The 17,651-nt window shown below is 40.1% G+C and carries 17 protein-coding genes; 11 read left to right on the top strand and 6 right to left on the bottom strand.

Annotated elements, in window-relative coordinates; genetic code table 11:
* Positions 1-169: 169 nt before the first annotated feature.
* The gene (locus ACFVSW_RS26175; RefSeq protein WP_387319557.1) at positions 170-931 is read right to left on the bottom strand and encodes a cell wall hydrolase; all 762 of its coding nucleotides are present in this window, start codon (positions 929-931) and stop codon (positions 170-172) included.
* A gap of 269 nt (positions 932-1,200) precedes the next feature.
* The gene (locus ACFVSW_RS26170; RefSeq protein WP_387319556.1) at positions 1,201-1,527 is read right to left on the bottom strand and encodes a hypothetical protein; all 327 of its coding nucleotides are present in this window, start codon (positions 1,525-1,527) and stop codon (positions 1,201-1,203) included.
* Between the two features lie 423 nt (positions 1,528-1,950).
* Here ACFVSW_RS26170 and ACFVSW_RS26165 point away from each other — a divergent pair, with 423 nt between their 5' ends.
* Positions 1,951-2,451, top strand: coding sequence for a DinB family protein (locus tag ACFVSW_RS26165; protein WP_387319554.1), 501 nt, complete (start codon positions 1,951-1,953; stop codon positions 2,449-2,451).
* 231 nt (positions 2,452-2,682) lie between these two features.
* Positions 2,683-2,922 (top strand): hypothetical protein, encoded by a 240-nt coding sequence (locus tag ACFVSW_RS26160; RefSeq protein ID WP_387319563.1) that lies wholly within the window; start codon positions 2,683-2,685, stop codon positions 2,920-2,922.
* Positions 2,923-2,980: 58 nt separating this feature from the next.
* On the opposite strand, the gene nfsA is transcribed toward ACFVSW_RS26160, so the two are convergent.
* Together nfsA and ACFVSW_RS26150 are read right to left on the bottom strand one after the other, a co-directional pair.
* Positions 2,981-3,730 carry an oxygen-insensitive NADPH nitroreductase gene (gene nfsA, locus ACFVSW_RS26155; protein WP_387319553.1) on the bottom strand — a complete coding sequence of 250 codons (750 nt, stop codon included), beginning with the start codon at positions 3,728-3,730 and terminating at the stop codon, positions 2,981-2,983.
* 384 nt (positions 3,731-4,114) lie between these two features.
* A complete protein-coding gene (locus ACFVSW_RS26150) occupies positions 4,115-7,147 on the bottom strand; it encodes an efflux RND transporter permease subunit (RefSeq protein ID WP_387319552.1) in 3,033 nt (1,010 codons plus the stop codon).
* Positions 7,148-7,405: 258 nt separating this feature from the next.
* On the opposite strand from ACFVSW_RS26150, the gene ACFVSW_RS26145 reads away from it, so the two are divergent.
* The 8 genes from ACFVSW_RS26145 to ACFVSW_RS26110 all read left to right on the top strand — a co-directional run bounded on the left by ACFVSW_RS26145 (position 7,406) and on the right by ACFVSW_RS26110 (position 14,216).
* Entirely contained in the window at positions 7,406-7,777 is a 372-nt protein-coding gene (locus tag ACFVSW_RS26145) for a GntR family transcriptional regulator (protein WP_387319551.1), read from the top strand.
* The gene (locus tag ACFVSW_RS26140) at positions 7,774-8,670 is read left to right on the top strand and encodes an ABC transporter ATP-binding protein (RefSeq protein WP_387319550.1); all 897 of its coding nucleotides are present in this window, start codon (positions 7,774-7,776) and stop codon (positions 8,668-8,670) included. The genes ACFVSW_RS26145 and ACFVSW_RS26140 overlap by 4 nt, the downstream gene beginning before the upstream one ends.
* On the top strand, positions 8,667-9,353 hold the full coding sequence (locus tag ACFVSW_RS26135) for a hypothetical protein (RefSeq protein ID WP_387319549.1): 687 nt from the start codon (positions 8,667-8,669) through the stop codon (positions 9,351-9,353). Before ACFVSW_RS26140 ends, ACFVSW_RS26135 begins: the two co-directional genes overlap by 4 nt.
* Before the next feature lie 284 nt (positions 9,354-9,637).
* Positions 9,638-9,790, top strand: a complete 153-nt coding sequence (locus ACFVSW_RS26130) for a hypothetical protein (protein WP_387319548.1) — start codon at positions 9,638-9,640, stop codon at positions 9,788-9,790.
* A gap of 451 nt (positions 9,791-10,241) precedes the next feature.
* Positions 10,242-10,634, top strand: coding sequence for a hypothetical protein (locus tag ACFVSW_RS26125; protein ID WP_387319547.1), 393 nt, complete (start codon positions 10,242-10,244; stop codon positions 10,632-10,634).
* 405 nt (positions 10,635-11,039) lie between these two features.
* Entirely contained in the window at positions 11,040-13,226 is a 2,187-nt protein-coding gene (locus ACFVSW_RS26120) for a PrsW family glutamic-type intramembrane protease (protein WP_387319546.1), read from the top strand.
* A gap of 1 nt (position 13,227) precedes the next feature.
* Positions 13,228-13,719: a hypothetical protein gene (locus tag ACFVSW_RS26115; RefSeq protein WP_387319545.1), complete on the top strand. Its 492-nt coding sequence runs from the start codon at positions 13,228-13,230 to the stop codon at positions 13,717-13,719.
* A 44-nt stretch (positions 13,720-13,763) separates the two neighbouring features.
* Positions 13,764-14,216, top strand: a complete 453-nt coding sequence (locus ACFVSW_RS26110; RefSeq protein ID WP_387319544.1) for a hypothetical protein — start codon at positions 13,764-13,766, stop codon at positions 14,214-14,216.
* 157 nt (positions 14,217-14,373) lie between these two features.
* Here the strand turns inward: ACFVSW_RS26110 and ACFVSW_RS26105 are convergent, their stop codons facing one another.
* Positions 14,374-15,339, bottom strand: a complete 966-nt coding sequence (locus tag ACFVSW_RS26105) for an LCP family protein (RefSeq protein WP_387319543.1) — start codon at positions 15,337-15,339, stop codon at positions 14,374-14,376.
* Between the two features lie 368 nt (positions 15,340-15,707).
* On the opposite strand from ACFVSW_RS26105, the gene ACFVSW_RS26100 reads away from it, so the two are divergent.
* Entirely contained in the window at positions 15,708-16,256 is a 549-nt protein-coding gene (locus tag ACFVSW_RS26100; protein WP_387319542.1) for a GNAT family N-acetyltransferase, read from the top strand.
* A gap of 86 nt (positions 16,257-16,342) precedes the next feature.
* Here the strand turns inward: ACFVSW_RS26100 and ACFVSW_RS26095 are convergent, their stop codons facing one another.
* Entirely contained in the window at positions 16,343-17,599 is a 1,257-nt protein-coding gene (locus ACFVSW_RS26095) for an MDR family MFS transporter (protein WP_387319540.1), read from the bottom strand.
* Positions 17,600-17,651 lie beyond the last annotated feature (52 nt).

The raw sequence follows: 17,651 nt of genomic DNA, 5'->3' as shown, positions 1-17,651 counted from the left end.
AACGACTAAACGGCCTTAGCCCTATGGAATATAGAGCTAAAGCCGCTTAGATCATTTTTATTATTTCCACTGTCTACTTGACGGGGTGCAGTTCACATATCCGCTGGTTGTGCCTTTTTACGCGCAAAACATCCGATTGTACCCTATAAAAACTGTCCTTTTGGCACTTCTATTTCGCAAACACATGATTCCCAATTGTCTCTACTGTTTGACGAGAACGAATCCAATTATCTGTTGCAATTTTTGGATTATAGAAAAAAATGGAATCATGTAATGTATCTTCTCTTTTTAGTGCTTCTTCTACTGCTTGAGTTGATTCTTCTGATGCCGGTTTAGTAATTTCACCATTTTGAACAGGTGAAAAGGCATAAGCCTTACCGACTACTTCATTAATCACTTCTGTCACTGTATCAGGAAACTGAGGGGATTCCACTCGATTTAGCACGACGGTTGCAACGGCTACTTTTCCTTCATAGGGTTCGCCTTTTGCCTCCGCTTCAACTAATCTGGCAAATAAGTCTTTTTCTTTATCTGAAATAGAAATCGCAGGTGTTGCAATCTCTTCCACTGGAGCTTCCACTTTTGGTTCAATTGGTTGAACCGTTTCTTCTTCTGCTGCTGTCAAATTATTAGTATTGTCAGCGGCAGGTTTTGACGGGTCTGCTAGTATTTCAACGGCTTTTGCGGCCACATGTATCACAGGTTTTGCTAAATGGATGGATAAGCTCTGCGGTTGTAAGATTTCTCCAATAGAAATACCTAGTTTTACCGCATTATTCCCAATGGGTAAATTATTTTGTATGTCATGTACCGGAAGGCTGTGTTCATTTTGATTGAAAGATTCGGTGATTGCCTTCGCTGTATTAGTGTGTACACCTAAGGTAATTGCAGCCACACAAGCTACAATAAATGAGTTCATAGAATTCTTCATGCTGTGTGCTACCTCCTGTAAAATTCTCATGATATTACCCTAACATGGCATTTATCTAATTTACAGAACGATAGCATTACAATTCTTTATGTTTTGATGAACAATATTTCATTAAAAGCTGATTTATGACAATTATCCTACGCGAATGTCATAAACTAGGAAATATTACGAAGTGGAGGGATAAATTACCCAAGAAAGGAACCAAGGAGACGGTTCAATTTTACTGAAAAGTATACAAAATGGGCGGAGAAAAGAAAGAGGCAAGCACCTTAAAGGTGCTTACCTATTAAAAGCTCATCCATAGAAATGATTCTATGTATTAACTCTTCATTCGAATCTAATACTGCAATAACAATTTGATTAGCTTCTGTTATGGTCGCATATCTGAAATGTTCATCCCCATTAACGAGTAAACCTGGTACCAGTTTTGCCTCCATCTTCGCAAAGACGCTTTCTGTGTATTCAAGTGGTAGAAAGTCATCTATTCCTTCTGCTGGTTTACCAAACCATTTAAACAAGAAATCTTTGATTGAAAATTGCTCAACCATTGATAATTTTTTCTTGAATTTTAGCTTATCCACTGAAACTGTTTCCATCTTAATCACTCCTTAAGTAAGTAAAGTTTATACCTTGAGATACTCAACATCAACTGCAGCACAGTAACAGAATGCTTACATTTTTATTACGAGCTAATATTAGATGTGTAAGTATTTAAGGAACGAATTTCAAATAAGAATTTAATAGCCATCACTTTTCTTTTCCATGTTCCACTAAAGGGCGCTTTTCCTGAAAAAGGATCATCTCTCATTTTTCATTGTAGGGCCATTTTTTGAACAACACCTTTACAGAAAACTGGATATCTAATTTAAAGTTTAGAAGAGATTGTGAAGGTTTCTCTCTTAAACTAACGGATCAGGTGAAAGAAGGAATTTGTAATCGAATATTGAATAATTAGTTATATATACAAAAAATGCAAAAAAATTCAGATTTGAGTTAAAAAATACAAAGGTGGGATTAATTTGACCGAACTTAAATTGATTAATACATACAAAAACGAGCTTCAAAATTATTCATTGGAACAGCTAAGGTGTATTCCGGAAGAAGGGGTTTGGTCTATTGGGCAAATGTATGACCATTTAATTCTTGTTGCCCATGAGTATTTAGATAATATGGAAACCTGTTCTACCTTAAATGATGAACAACTCCTAGGGAAAACGGAGTTTGGTGAGCATTTATATAAGAACGGAGGGTTTCCACCAATTAAAATTAAATTACCGGATGAACTTAATACTCCACCTAATAATTCGGATAGCAAGGACGAACTTATTAGCAGAATGGCACAAGTAATTCTAAGGTTGAGCAAATGGGAATCGAAAGTGGATAATATAAACCCAAATTATAAAGTCGAGCATGGAGGGTTCGGCTGGCTGAATGCAAGGGAATGGTATGATTTGGTTGGTATGCATTTTCGTCATCACTTGCGTCAAAAGGATGAGTTAGAACAAAGGTTTGTTAAGTAACAGGTGCGTCTTTAGTAGACGGTAGGATAATTATGTATATTAAAAATGAATTTTCATTTCTTTAGAATGTGAACGTCAATAAAAGGGGAGGGGAGTAGTTGAAAACTACCCCCTTTTTGTTTGGATGGAGCTATTGCTTAGACCAGTTGGTATTTTTCAAGAACAATGGACTAGGTTTCGTTCATAAACTATTGTATCAATTACCGAGGGTGGGTGATCAATTTGAGAAACATGAGGGAAGTACAAATACAACCAACAATCGGTCAAGCATGGACCGGTAAACATGTTGTCTTGCTTCACTGTACAAACAATAATCAGTTAATTACTCTTTTTAAAAGTTTCCACGCACCGATTGAGCCGCCAAGGCACAATTGCGCAGAAACTTTATCGCAATTACTCAGTATCGGTTACCGCATTATGGCTATTACACCGATCTCAACAAATCATATTCAATACTTTTTAGTCCTTTGATTTTGCAATCATGCGACAAAACAAACAAGCAGCACTAATACGTATCTTGCAATTAATTTTATCGTAAATCTAGTTTACTTTTTTGAATAAAGTCCTTCATATACATGCGATTCTGCTTTTCAAGCATGGCAGCCATCTGTTCTGTCCAGCGATCTTTTCTAACTCCATCTGTTCTTTCTAGATAATAGTTTGCGATTACTTCATTATAATCATCGAGCTGTTGTAAATATTCTTCTTTGTCTTGCTCATATCCATCTTCATGATAAACATGTTCAAAAGGCAGTCTTGGTTTTTGACTGGTTATTTTGGCAGGATATCCAATGGCAAGCCCAAACAATGGGACGACTCGCTCTGGAATATGTAATATTTTTTTAACTTCTTCCAGGTTGTTGCGAATACCACCAATATAACAAATTCCTAACCCGAGTGATTCAGCTGCAATGGCAGCGTTTTGGGCTGCAAGAGCGGTATCAATTAACGACACCATAAATTTTTCGGTGCTTTCAAGTGAGGATTCTACGTTTGTCTCTTCTTTCTCCCCGATGATGGAATGGCGATAAAGGTCAGCACAAAAGACAAAAAAGTGGCCGTTCTTTTCCACATACTCCTGATTACCGGCAAGCTCGGCTAATTTCTTCTTTTTAACAGGATCTTTAACTCCAATAATGGAGTATGCCTGGATAAAGCTTGATGTAGCGGAAGCTTGTGCACAGGAAACAATCGTCTTTATTTGCTCCTCAGTCAATGGCTTGTCCTCAAAATGGCGGATCGAGCGGTGGTTAAGGATTGTTTCGATTACATCATTCATGTCGTTTTCCTCGCTTTACATCATACTTTGTTGACATGAGTGATTCTATCAATAAGTGCAGCCTTATTCAAGAAATGTACATATACGACTTTGAATTTGCGCTAAACTCATTCATTCATCTTATTTTGGTGCCTGACACCAAGCGTGCTAAAGCGTTAGCGCAGTGGGGGGCAGGCACCCATTTTCAGTACCTCTTTCTTTTAAACATAACTTAAACCCCCAGGAGCTATCCGACGAAAAGGAAAGCTCCTGTTTTTTATACAATATTTATCTAAGATAACACTTCCATTTTTGATTTTTAAATCTAGGTACAAAAATCAAGAACACTGTTTGTGGAACACGCTATCAGCTAATTACACAAACTGACTTTTTCAAATTTGTCAATTATTGCCCTAATGTTCCTGGTACTCGGTTAGCTTGCAGTCTTTGTTTTTTTGCTTTCCGAAAATGGAATAATTCATAGAATGTTGGGATTATAATCAGCGTCAAAAGGGTGGATATGATGAGTCCAAAAATGACGACCACAGCGAGTCCCTTCGAAACCAGATTTAAACTCATCGCCGATTCATGTGTAACTAGAAGCGGCACCATGGCAAATACAGTGGCAAGTGCTGTCATAAGAATCGGACGCAGACGAACAGCTCCTGCCTCCAAAATCGCTTCCCGAATGGTCATTGTTTCTTCATTGTGACGGATTCGGTCAACCAGCACAATGGCATTGGTTACCACAATCCCAACGAGCATCAGCATTCCGATCCCAGAAGATATATTAATGCTTGAGTTGGTAATCACGAGTCCTAATAGTGAACCGATCGCTGCAAGCGGCAATGTAATCAAGATCGCAACGCTAGCCCGGAACGACTTTAATGTCACGAGCAAAATCATAAACACGATTCCAATTGATAACATAGACAGTTTAGCGAGTTCCGCTAATTGATCAGAAGACTCCATGGAAGAACCGGTAAGTTCTGCACTTGTTCCTTTGGAAAATGTTTCATCTTTGTTCCAAGTTAGGAGCTGCTGCTGAATTTTTCCGGTAACGTCTACCATTTTGTCCGGATTCACTTGAGCAGTTACCTGTAGATAATGATGGCCGTCTTTTGTATAGATGTTCCCCAGCTCATTGCTTTCTTCAATCTTCGCAATACTTGATAAAGCAACAGGCCCATCTGGCATCATCAGTTGGAGATTTTTTACATCGTCCACCGTTTGAATCTCTTTTAGTGCTCCCAATTTGACTGCGGTGGTCCGTCCGTCAATCTTAATGTTTCCAATCACAGCAGGCTTTATCATCGCATAAATAGATTGGGCGACTTCCTGTGGATTTGATAATTTGGAATCCACCTGAATGGTAATGGTTGGTTTTGTATTTTGATCGTTGCTTTCTACTTTTTCAATACCATCGATGATGCTAATTTCTTTCTTAACCATATCAGATGTTTTTTTGATGTCGTCGTCATTCTTTCCGATGACATCAATGGAAATAGTCGTCGAATTGGTTCCTAGCAAACCTGCTGTATCAGCATTTAGCTCCGCATTTGGAAACTGGTCTTTTGCTTTTCGGATGTCTTTTACAAATTTGGCAGAATCGGTCCCATCCTTTGTAAAAATCATAAATCGAACTACGTTTGCATCTTGCAGGTTGCCATATTGGGCAGCATCCTCATTGACACCTGCCACTGTAATATGGGTTTTTACCCCTTCTTTTTCTGATAGAAGGCCCTCCATTTTCGCAACACCGTCTTTTATTTCGCTAAATGGAGTTCCGTTATCATAGCGAAGGCCGATTGCTATGTAGGCGGAATCTTGCTGATCGACAGAACCTTTGGGCATTGTCATAAATAAACCAACAGACCCAACTACAACGAGAATCGCAATCGTGATGGGAAGCCATTTATGATTAAGTGACCATTTCAACAATGAAGGGTAGAAAGCTTTCGTTTTGTGTTCCTTCATCTTTACTTTTTTCATCATCCGGGCGCTAAGTGCAGGGACCACTGTCAGTGAAACTAGCAGCGAAGATAGTAATGAACAAGTGATCGTAATCGCAAACGGAGCAACGATATCTCTTAATCCTCCCGAAACAATCAGCATTGGAAGGAATACTGCTACTGTTGTGAGAGTGGATGACGTGATCGCTGATCCCACCTCTTTAACGGATTCAATAAGGAAGGCAGGGGTTAATTCGTTATTTTGCTTTCTTCGGTAAATATTCTCCACAACCACAATGCTGTCATCCACTAGCCGTCCGACTGATACGGCAATTCCTCCGAGCGTAAGGATGTTTAAGGTAACGCCGAAGAAGGAAAGTAGAATCATCGTCATGCATAGGGACAATGGTATGCTGATAATCGTGATCAGGGTCATTCGGAAACTGCGAAGAAATAACCAGATAATAAGGGTGGCAAATAATGCACCGGTCAATACTTCTCTTGTCATCGAATTGATAGAATCAAGAACGGTATCTCCTAAATTCATTACGATCGTTGCTTGAAGAATTCCCTTGTAATCCTTATTGATTTTTTTTACTGCGTCTTCCACCTGATTTCCAAGAGTTACTGCATTGGAGGTGGAATCCTTCTGAATGACAACGTCGATAAAGCTCTTTCCATTTAAATGGATGATGCTTTCAGTATCTTCTTGCATGGCAATATCAGCAACATCCTGTAGTTTTGTCTTATTGTTTAACTGAATGTTTTTAAGTTCATCTAGCGTTTCTAATTTTCCTGTTACGATTATGCTTGTTGCTTCGTTGTTCATCGTTTGTTCACCAACCGCCACGGAAGCCGTTTTCCCTTGTAGGAGCGTATATAGCTTTTCAAGCGGGAAATTTGCTGCAGCTAATTTTTTAGTGTCAACTTTAATCTTCACTTGTTGATTTATTCCGCCATTGGTGATGACATTGCCGACACCTTTTAGGTCTTTGAACATTGGCATAATCTCGTTTTCTACGATATTTAGTTCATGATTGCCAATTTCCTTATCAAAGGTGAGTCCTAATTCAACAATCGGAATTTCAGATGTGTTGAGGTTGATGACATATGGTTTCATGACCCCATTGGGGAGATGGACCATTGAAATTCGTTCTTCAATTTGCTGTTTAGCTTCTTTTACATCAATTTTAGATTCAAAGGTGACTGTCAACTGGCTAAAGTTATTTCCTGTTTGTGCAACGACACTTTGTTTTCCTCTGACGCCGTTCAATGCCTTTTCAATTGGCTGTGTTACTTGTTCATCCATGCTTACGGCATCCATACCGTTTCCAACTGTTGAAATGGTCACGTACGGCTGGTCGGCAGATGGCATCAGTTCCATTGGAATCGTCGTGTAACTAAAAATGCCAAAAATCATCGAGGCAATTACAGCAAAAACCAAAGCCGCTTTGTTCCGCAATGCCCATTTGGTAAACCAAGTCATAAAAGAACCCCCTAGTCCTAAAGTGATAAAAACAGGTAAATCATACCATCCATTGGTTAATTTTACTAGATTTTTTCTAAATTTTACAAAAAATTAATTTACACAAAAAAATACAGGTAAATTAAAGATGGTAATGGTACAAATGATGACTCAAATTTTTATCGGAACAATTTTTTTGGGCGAATAGCCGTTGACGTAACGGTTCTTTTGTTATATGGTTAATTACATAAGTAACTAACCAGTGTGGTGGTGTGTATTATGGTTTTCAAGATGGACGACAGCCGCCCGATTTTTATGCAAATAGCCGAGCATATCGAAGACGATATTATCGAAGGCCGGTTGCAGGAGGAATCGCAAGTGCCGTCAACTACTCAATTTGCATCGTTTTTTCAAATCAATCCGGCAACGGCAGCCAAAGGTGTTAATTTGCTGGTGGACGAGAACATTTTGTATAAAAAGCGGGGGATCGGCATGTTTGTATCGACAGGCGCAAAAGCAAGGCTGATGGAGAAGCGAAAGGAGGGTTTCTACGAACAGTATGTCGTGGCGATGATTCGCGAGGCGGAAAAGCTTGGCATTTCGAAAGACCAATTGACGGATATGATCCGGAGGGGAGAAGGAACAAAATGAAAAACATTGTTGAAGTCCAAGGGCTGACCAAAACGTATGGCGCCGTCAATGCGGTGGACGATGTCAGCTTTACGATGGAATCGGACAAAATTTACGGATTGCTGGGCCGGAACGGCGCGGGCAAAACAACGATTATGCACATGCTGACGGCGCAGATGTTCCCAACAAGCGGAAAGGTGCACGTGTTCGGAGAGACTCCCTATGAGAATAATCGCGTATTGAGCAAGGTTTGTTTTATTAAAGAAAGCCAGAAGTATCCCGACCATTTTCGAGTGAGCGACGTGCTAGAGTTGTGTTCGGTAATTTTTCCTAATTGGGACCAGCAATTTGCAGATCAATTGGTGAATGATTTCCATCTGCCACTGAAACGGGCGATAAAGAAGCTGTCGCGAGGTATGCTCTCGTCCGTCGGCGTCATCATCGGTTTGGCGAGTCGCGCACCGCTGACGATGTTCGACGAGCCTTACCTGGGGCTGGACGCTGTAGCACGGGCGTTGTTCTATGATCGGCTGATCGAGGATTATGCGGAGCACCCTCGGACAATCGTTTTGTCCACACATTTAATCGACGAGGTGAGCCGGATTTTGGAGCATGTGATCGTCATCGATAGCGGAAAGCTTATTCTAAATGAGGATGCAGATGCTATTCGCGGGCAAGCCTATAGCGCCATTGGCCATGCGGAGAAAGTAGAGTCCTTCATTTCCGGGCAGGAGACGATCGACCGTAAACCATTCGGTGGCCTATTGGCGGCGACGGTGCTTGGCAGTCTGAATCCAGAAAGGCGGAAGCAGGCCGAATTACTAGGGCTGGAGCTTACCCCGGTATCACTTCAACAGTTGATCGTTCATTTGACCAAACAAAAATCTGATCCCAGGGCGGTGGACTTCCGATGAATCGAATTGCAACCGTAATGAAAATTCATGCCAAGGATAAACTTATGTGGTTTATTGTTCCATGGTGTGTGGTATTGCTTCCTGCTTTTTTAGTCAACCTCTTGATTGGATGGATAGCCCAGCCGGAAAACGGATTATATACTGGCGGTTTGGCCTCCATCTTCGTTTGTTTGCTGCTTATCGGCATCTCTACGCTGACGAAAAGCTTTCCGTTTGCGCTAGGCCTGAGCATCCGGAGAATGGACTTTTTTCTTGGGACTCTTATGATGGTCACCGTTGTTTGTTTGGGTATTTCCGTCGTGCTTTCGGCTCTTTCGTTCGTGGAGGGTGATTGGGGCTGGGGGGTCGGGCTGCATTTCTTCAACCTGCCATATTTGAGTGATGGGTCCTTGGTGGAACAGTGGTGGACCTTGTTCGCTACAGCGTTTCATATGACCTTCCTTGGCTTCTTCATTATCGCAATATTCAGGCGTTTCGGGAGAACGGGGCTGTTCGTCTTGTTTCCGGTTATTTTTGTTGCGGGGTCCGTGCTTGGGTTCTTGTGCACGTATTTCGGCTGGTGGACAGACATTTTCAATTGGCTAAGCGGACATTCCGCCGCCCAATTAGCTTCGTGGTTGTTTGTTGGTGCGGTCATCTATGTACTGCTGTCATTTTTCATGATTCGCAAAGCAACTGTTTAGTTGGTAACATGCCGTCCTTAAATAACGAGGAGATCTTTTTCTTATTATATAAACGGTCCAGCATTCCTGTAATAATTGAAGATGAATCTAAAGCCTGTGAACAAATGTACTAAAACTATTGGGTGCAATAGTAAAAGATGGGGATCGCCGCAGCGTCCCCATTTTCTTGTTGTACTAACTTGCAGTATCTTTGAAGTAGGAGAAGGAGTTTTTGTTATTTGTAGAGAATTTAAAAAGGAGTTAATGCTAATTTAATGCATATATTGACGAAGGGGAGCCAGACAGTGAATAAATCAGTAATTGAATGTATAGATGAAATGGTATTTATGAATAGAATTAATCTTTTTGAAAAACCTGATGTTATTCTTTATCATCCAGGTCACTTTCCAGAGCTAAATGAACAATTCTTGCCAAAAATCAAATGGCAGGATTATTAAAATCTAAACGGTGAACCTAATAAACTATTTATATAAAGAATAATTCAATTAAATATTTAAGAGCGTGTTTTGATCAAACTTTATTTCAAAACACGCTCTTTCTTTTACTCTTCAAAAGCGTAATAAAACTTTATTTTTTTATGTCCTTTTCTTTGATAAAGGCATAGGAATAACGACTCTGTTGGTGAAAATATTTGGAAAATTTGACCTATTCAAATTATCATCAAGTTGGAGTATAGTTTGAAACTGTAAGCTGCGGCGATCATCATAAATGATCAATCTTTATTTAAACCAATATTTACATTGAATACATGTAAATGATGCGAGAACTATTGATATTCTAATAGTTCTCGTATCGAAGTTAAGATAAATGCGGATTGTTGGCGATACTCCTTTCCGGAGTACGCGATTTCAGCTCAATGGGATTAATGCAGAGGGTGGAGGGGTATTGATGAAAAGAAGAGAAGGAACAATCGCTGCATTATTTGCTGTTTCCATGCTGGTTGGTTGTAATGATGCAAAAAAAACGGAATCCGTAGAGTTGAAATTAGAGGGGGACTGGAAGCTTGCCGCCGGTTCCCAATCGTCAGTTTGCTTTGCCGAGATGAAATTTCATGAAAATCCTACTTCTGATAGGGACCCCTTATCCGTTCATGAAACGACGGGCAACTTTACCCAAATATGGTTCGGGGAATACGAGAAGGAAGGAAACAATATTCGGGTTATATTGCACGAGCCCAAAGCGGAGCCTTTCATTATGGCCGCCGACCGCAGCGGAAATGAGTTAAAGCTTCAATACGAATGGAAATCGGCAGATTTAGTCTGCTCGTACCAGCGAGATTAACAAGGAAGGCAAAGTACAAAGACCATTCTAATCAGCTAGCAGCCCTTAATTATCTGGAAACAAAAAAAGGAGAAGCTTTCCCAAAGAGCGAACTCTTTACAATGATTACGGAACGTAAAAATTTCGTATGGGGTTAAGCTCGCGATACAGGAAAGCGTTTTTATGATGAAGTTTCTAAAAGTGGTAATAAGGTTTATGACGATATAACGGATGAAGGAAATAAGAATATCGATGATTTGACGAATAAGAAAAATAATTAGCGGCTGCGGCGGAATGATTCGGGCATGCCTTTGAAAATGAAATGTGATAGAGCCCGTTCGTTATAAAACAACGTGCTCATGGCCTGACCGTCGTTAAGGGAGATGTCCCGCTCGCACGAGGTCGCTTTCAAAGGAGGCTGCCGTAATGAATACGATCTGGTCCATTCGAACCGGATTCCGTGATATCATTGAGGCCATTTATCGAACTTGCCAATCATGGATAGAGAAATATCCGTTTATTAAAACGGCGTATACGATTGTTTCCTGGCTGTCGTTAATCATTTTTGTTTTAAGCTTGTTTTTCGTTAAAGAATCGCGTACCATGACGGTGCAATATTTATGGTCGTTTTATGTGCTGCTGCAATTTTGGGTTCTGTGCCGAAGCAAAACGATGCCGTGGAAGCCGATCGTTCTGTTCGTTCTGGCAGGCGTTTTTCTTGTCGTACCGTTCACGACGCTTACGGTCAATGCTCTCCACGTACTTTTCGGCGGAAAAACATCCGACACTTGGTCCATTGCCGTAATGACGCCGATATTCGAAGAATTCTGGAAGCTCCTTCCGCTAGGCATATTTCTGTTATTCTCACGTCGAGCTTCCGCATTGAGTTTAAGCGATTACACGCTCATCGGTGCGGCAACCGGTGTCGGCTTCCAACTGATGGAGGAACTTTCCCGAAGGTGGGTAAGTTCCGGCATTCTTGCAGAAAAGTTCGGCTACAGCTTTACGATGCTGGGCGGCGAAACGATTCATTGGGACCTGTTCTCGCTGTTTCCGGGGCGTTTGGAAGAAAGTCTATTTCCAACACTAATGACCGTCGGTCATCCCGTACATACCGCCATGATCGCGCTTGCGTGCGGTATTGCCTACCGGCTGCGGAAAAGGCTGACAAAATGGGTGTTTCTATTCCCGGTATTCATTTTGTTTTGGTCCATCCTGGATCACGCGGCTTATAACGGTCAGCACCAACTGCCAGGTTGGGTGTTCCGTCTTCATGATTGGACCGGAAGCGGTTATAAAACTCAACCAACCTTCTTGTTGATGCTGGCCGCATCGGTTTTTGCTGATTACTGGTCGCTGAACAAGTTACGAAACCGCCTTCCGTCGCTGCCGAACGAGCCGCTTCTTAATCCGTTTACCGAGCTATGGAATATGACCCGCTCTTTTTGTCTGGATCGGGGAAAATTCATATATTGGCTGGGCTTTTACCGGGAGCGCAGGGAGCTTGGATTTCATTTGCTTTATGGAAATGAAGAAGCTGCCGGTAGACAGGAGCCTGTCCAGGCTCGGGTGAAAGCTCTTTGTCAGGCGCTAACCGGACTCGCTGTGATTCTGCTCGTGGCCGGTCTGTTTGCAGGTATCGGGTCTCATACGGCCGGAGGAGAAACGGCATGTTTCACATGCTTGTTTGATTCGCTGCAAGATTGGTGGGATCGGCTGGATTGGTATGAACAGGGCGCGATCCTGCTCGGGGCCCTTACCTTGTCACTGCTGTTCGTCGGATTCTGGCCGGCTTTAGGCATTGCAATGACTGGGGCGAGTATCGCCGGGAGCGGACATGAGATTGCCGGATATATCCGCGATCCGAAAAAGCTGCTGACTCCCGAAAATGCGCTTTCCGTGGCTGTAGGCATTATATTAAGCCGAATCCCATTCGGCAAAGCGCTAAAATGGGCCGGGAAAAAAGGGCGCCGTTATTTGCGCAAGCTTTTGGATAAGCTCGGTTCCCGGAAGCCGGATATCGACGTCCCGGTTAATTCGAAACCTCCGAAGAAAACCGGCAAAGTTGACGATACGCCGAATGAGGATAAAGTCGATGAGGAAACGGGAGAAGACAGGACCATTGGCAACATCGGTAAGGAAGGAAATAAAACGAAATATACGAATCCAGCTGGAAATGAACTTACTTGGGTTGATCAAAGTCCGAAGAATATTAATAGAGATATTGACAATTTTTTAACTAGTTCAAACGTTGGTAAAGCAACCGAGGCAAAGGTTGCGAACTTTGTAAGAAAAGAAACCGAAGTAATAGGGTTTGGCCAAAAAGTTCTGAAGAATACGGGTGAAGCTGCCGGTGATTTAGACGTAGTTACAAAAGATGCGATTATCGAAGTCAAAGCATCAATTAAAGCGGTAAAAGAAGACCAATTCAATAAATTCACTGATCCGACTCATGATTTATTCTTTAACCCTGAGAATAAAAAGGTTATTTTGTATATTGATAAGCCTTTGAGTAATTTAAGGCCTGAACATCAAACCATGCTAGAAAACATAAAATCTAAAGGTGTTACAATCGTTAACTCACTAGAGAATTTGAAGGGGGTATTAAAATAGGATGGGGACTTCTGCTTTTATATTAATGAGCCCAAAAAAATATACACCAGAACGTCTTTTAGCTGATTCTATCGTTTCTGCTTATCATGCGGATATAATGCTGAATTTTCATAACAGTAAAAACTTTTCCAGCAATGGACAATTTCTGTCTACAACGTTAAATATTAATGATAAGAAAGTACGAGAAAATAATGACTCGTTTATACTATATGTAGATGCATTGGATAATCCAAATCTTGCCTTTTTTTATTATCAAGATGTGGATTTGGATTCCAATAATAAACTATATCAAGTAGGAACAATTGAAGACGTTCATGGTGTTGAAGAGTTAGTATTTCGCTTTATATACAATTATCTCAAAATTAATCCTGACGACTATTTTTGGGTTGCAGATTATGATTGGGTATACAGTTGGGAAGACATGCAAAAATTAAAATCCCGACCATATGATTCAGATTGGTGTTATAAAAATCCTAAATTAATTTTTGGATAATCATTTAAGTAAATCGGAGTTTTAAATATCCGAGGAGGTATGTCTTGGACATCAAGGTTAGGAATTTCTATTATCTGATTGCAGGCATTCTTGCGATACTGTTTGCCGTTACGCACGCATGGAATGGGCAATCCGCTGTGCTGCCGACGCTCCACGTGAATGCGATAGCCATGGATACCCGGACAGTATTCATGTATGTTTGGCACATCATCACGGCGGAAAATCTGGTCTTCGGCATCGTGTTCATTTTAATGTCATTCCAAAGCGAGCGATCGAAGATCCGATTTGCCGCATGGACAATCGTGTCTCTTCTGATCGTCCGACTGATGGTCATTCTTGGCATAACGGCATTTCAAGACGTTTCGGCACTTCCGGATACGTTAATCGATTCGATTACCATCATAATCTATGTCACCTTCATCATACTGGGCATAAGAATGAAGCAAAACGAGCTCGGAGGTCAGACGCCACAGTCCAATAGGGGGGAGAAGGAATAGCCTATTATATTGATTGTCCTGCAGTAGAGAAACAATTGAAAAGGATTAAAGAAAGATTTAATATACAAGAACCTTGATTAGCTTTTATACCTTTCAAGGTTTTTTTGAAAATTAAACGCTGGGACACAACTATCCCAGCGTTATTTTGTTAATTTATTCATTCTTTTTGTGCTTCATTTTGAACCGAACTTTTTGCTTCTATAAAATTATTTAGAGCTTCTATATTTTGATCGAAATCCACTTCTAATACGTCACCAAGCACTTCATCCCGTTTATTTTGAAAACTGCCATCTTCTGGGATGCGGATGGTTTCTATATCTCTACTTTTCTTCATTAATATGTCTTTTCCGATCGTTAAAAGGGTGGAACCATCTATATTTGTATCGATGTATTTATTTATAAGACCTAATAGCTTAGGGAGTTTTACAACACTATGTAGAGTTACTGCTTCATCTGTTAATTTTGAAATCACTTCTTGCTGTCTTTGAATTCGTCCGAAATCACTTAAACGATCATGGCGAAAACGGACATAGCCTAACAACTCTTTACCATGCAGTTGTTGTTTCCCTTTTTCTAACGTCATTCCTATCCCATGAGACATCTCATATGGTACATCTACTTCAATGCCATTTGGTACAAGGAGATCGACCGCTTTTTCAAATCCTTTAAAATCTACACTCGCATAATATTGAATATCGAGACCGAAATTTTCTTTAATCGTTTCCCTTAGTAATTCAGGACCTCCAAAAGAGTAAGCTGCATTTAATTTTTGCTGTCCATGTTCTGGTACAGAGACCAACATATCACGCATAAGAGAGATCAGTTTTATTTTATGGGTTTGTGGATCATAATGTGCAACCATGATCGAATCCGTTCGAGCTTGTTTTTCTCCCCGTGAGTCACTTCCTAATAAGAGAACATTGATTGCATCTAGTTTATTTTTCTCTCCTTGAAATGTCTGTTTTCTTTCTACTTTTTTAAGAGGTTGGTTGACTGCTTTTATTGTGCCTTCTATGTATTGAAATATATGAAATAGACCGACAATTATAATGCCTATTAGAAGCAGGGCCCCAAACAATCGCCCCCATCTTACTTTTCTTCTATTCTTATTCGAACGTGTCAAATTTTGCACCACCTAGGCTGAATATTCATTAACTTTGATATAATATTTACTGGGAACCTATTAGATTATTTATTTCTGATAAAGTAAAAAATGAAGCAGGGCTTTCAATCTTTTAACAACCCCTTGAAGTAGTGATTATCCCATAATAAGTTTTCATCTTGTTTAAAATCTGGTTACATTTTTCTGAATTTCTGATTACATTGTCATTTTTTGCTGTCACATATCTATTTTCCTCTCAATATATGAGAACTTGTCTCGGAATCAACGTCACTTTTACATACAATATATATTTTTAAAGAAAATGAAAAGATTTTTGTCTTAGATTAGTATAAAATGGTAGAAATTAATCAGTTAGGAGTGTAGAAATTATGAATATAAGTTTATTTCATTCATTAGAAAGTGCAAATATTTGCTTTAAATCACTAAGTACAAATGATGCTCAAGAGATTCATAATTATGCAGCAGATGAGGAAGTCTCACGTTTTATTGGCTGGAGTTTAATGAACACATTGAATGAAACGAGTGAATACATTGAAACGATGGTAAAACGGGAGTTAGCAGGTACTCATTTATATGCTTCTATTGTTCTAAAATCAACGCAAGAAATTATTGGGACAGCCATGATTTTCAATTTTGACAAAGAAGCAAACCAAGCAGAAATTGGATATGTTTTTCATCGAGACCATTGGGGAAAAGGTTATGGAACAGAATGTGTTGCTTTGATGAGTGATTTCGCATTTGAAACACTCAATCTGCACAAACTCCATGCTAGTGTTGTTGATGCAAACAGGGGCTCTGCTCGGATCCTAGAAAAGAATGGGTATGTGTTAGAGGGAGAATTAAGAGACCACTATTTTATAGATGAAAAATATTATAACGCGTTACTTTTCGGAAAAATTCAAAGCAAAAAAGATTAATTCATAAAGCAGAAATATGGAAATTCAATTAAATTGAAAGCTATTGACAAGCGCATTCCTGCTAAGAATGCGCTTGTCTCATTCCATTAGCCATGCGTTAATTGTTTTATTTTCTCTTTTTGTTTTGCTGTTTGGAAGATAAATAGACCACTATAAAGCATAAATGTGCCGATCATTAATATGATGCCAATATAGACACTCATCATGGTTGGTACCAAATATGCCCCAAGCAGAATGGTAGATTTCGCAAGTAAATCTGCACCGCTAAAGCTAAGCCCTGAAAAGGCAGAATAGGAACCTCGTTTATCCTCTGGCATCATGTTGGCTTTTTCGGCATTGGCAATCGGGGAGTATATCAGTTCCCCTATGGTAGCAATCAGATTGAATACGATTAACACATACCAAATATTCGCTGATGTAATCGTTATATATCCAACTCCATATAGGATAAGCCCGAATAACAACACCTTCTTTTTGTCAAAGCGATTGGTAATCTTCGTAATCATAAATGTCAGTAACACAACTAGGATCATATTTTGAATGTTTAAGATACTTAACATTCTCACCCCTACGATTTCAAAGTGGCCAATAAAAACGGAGTGAAACTCTTTAGACAATCGGACACCGATATAACTATTGAGTGAAAATTCCGCGGCATAAATACACATACCGCCAATGACAGCCATGGCAAAAGGTTTGTCCTGAAAGGCGAGTTTATAATTTGCAACTAAATCAATCAAGATGTTTTGATGTTTTTTCTTCAGAGGTTTCACGTACGAATCCTTCAGCCAAATTCCATAAACAATCGGTAAACCTACGGATACCATTGTTAGAACTAAGAATAAAGTAAGTTGATGATGCAGGTAAAACAGACCGCCAAGCGCAGTCCCGATTGCCATCGATAAATTATTGAGCCAATAGTCCAGCGAATAAATCGCTTTCCGATTTTCGGAAGTGGTGGAATCGATTATAATGGCCTGCATCGCTGGTCGTCCTAGACTGCTGGATACCATAAATACCATATAGGCGAACGCGAATAGCTTGATCCATTTTTGATCAGGGATTAAACTGAATGTCATGAAACCGAACATTAACGAACTGGTTGCTGAGGTAATCACCAATATCGTCTTTCGGCGATAGAGGTCAGACAAGTAGCCTCCAATTAGTGTACTAATAAAGCTGATAAAAACGTTCATCCCTAAGAATAGCCCTGCCCAAACAGCACCTTTGTGTTCGGCAAAAAAGAGGGCCATAAACGGCATAACCGCACTGGAAATTGCTTTATTGAAAAATGATGTAATAAGGCGCACCCTTAAGTTTTGTGGATAGTCTCTCCATTTCATATTGCCAGCCCCTTCCTATATTTGTATAGTAAAGGAGACGGAAAATATTAAA

This window comes from Neobacillus sp. NPDC058068, assembly GCF_042885335.1.
Classification (GTDB): Bacteria; Bacillota; Bacilli; order Bacillales; family Cytobacillaceae; genus Neobacillus.
The sequence above is the reverse complement of the archived record's forward strand: the minus strand, read 5'-3'. Positions and strand labels throughout refer to the sequence as shown.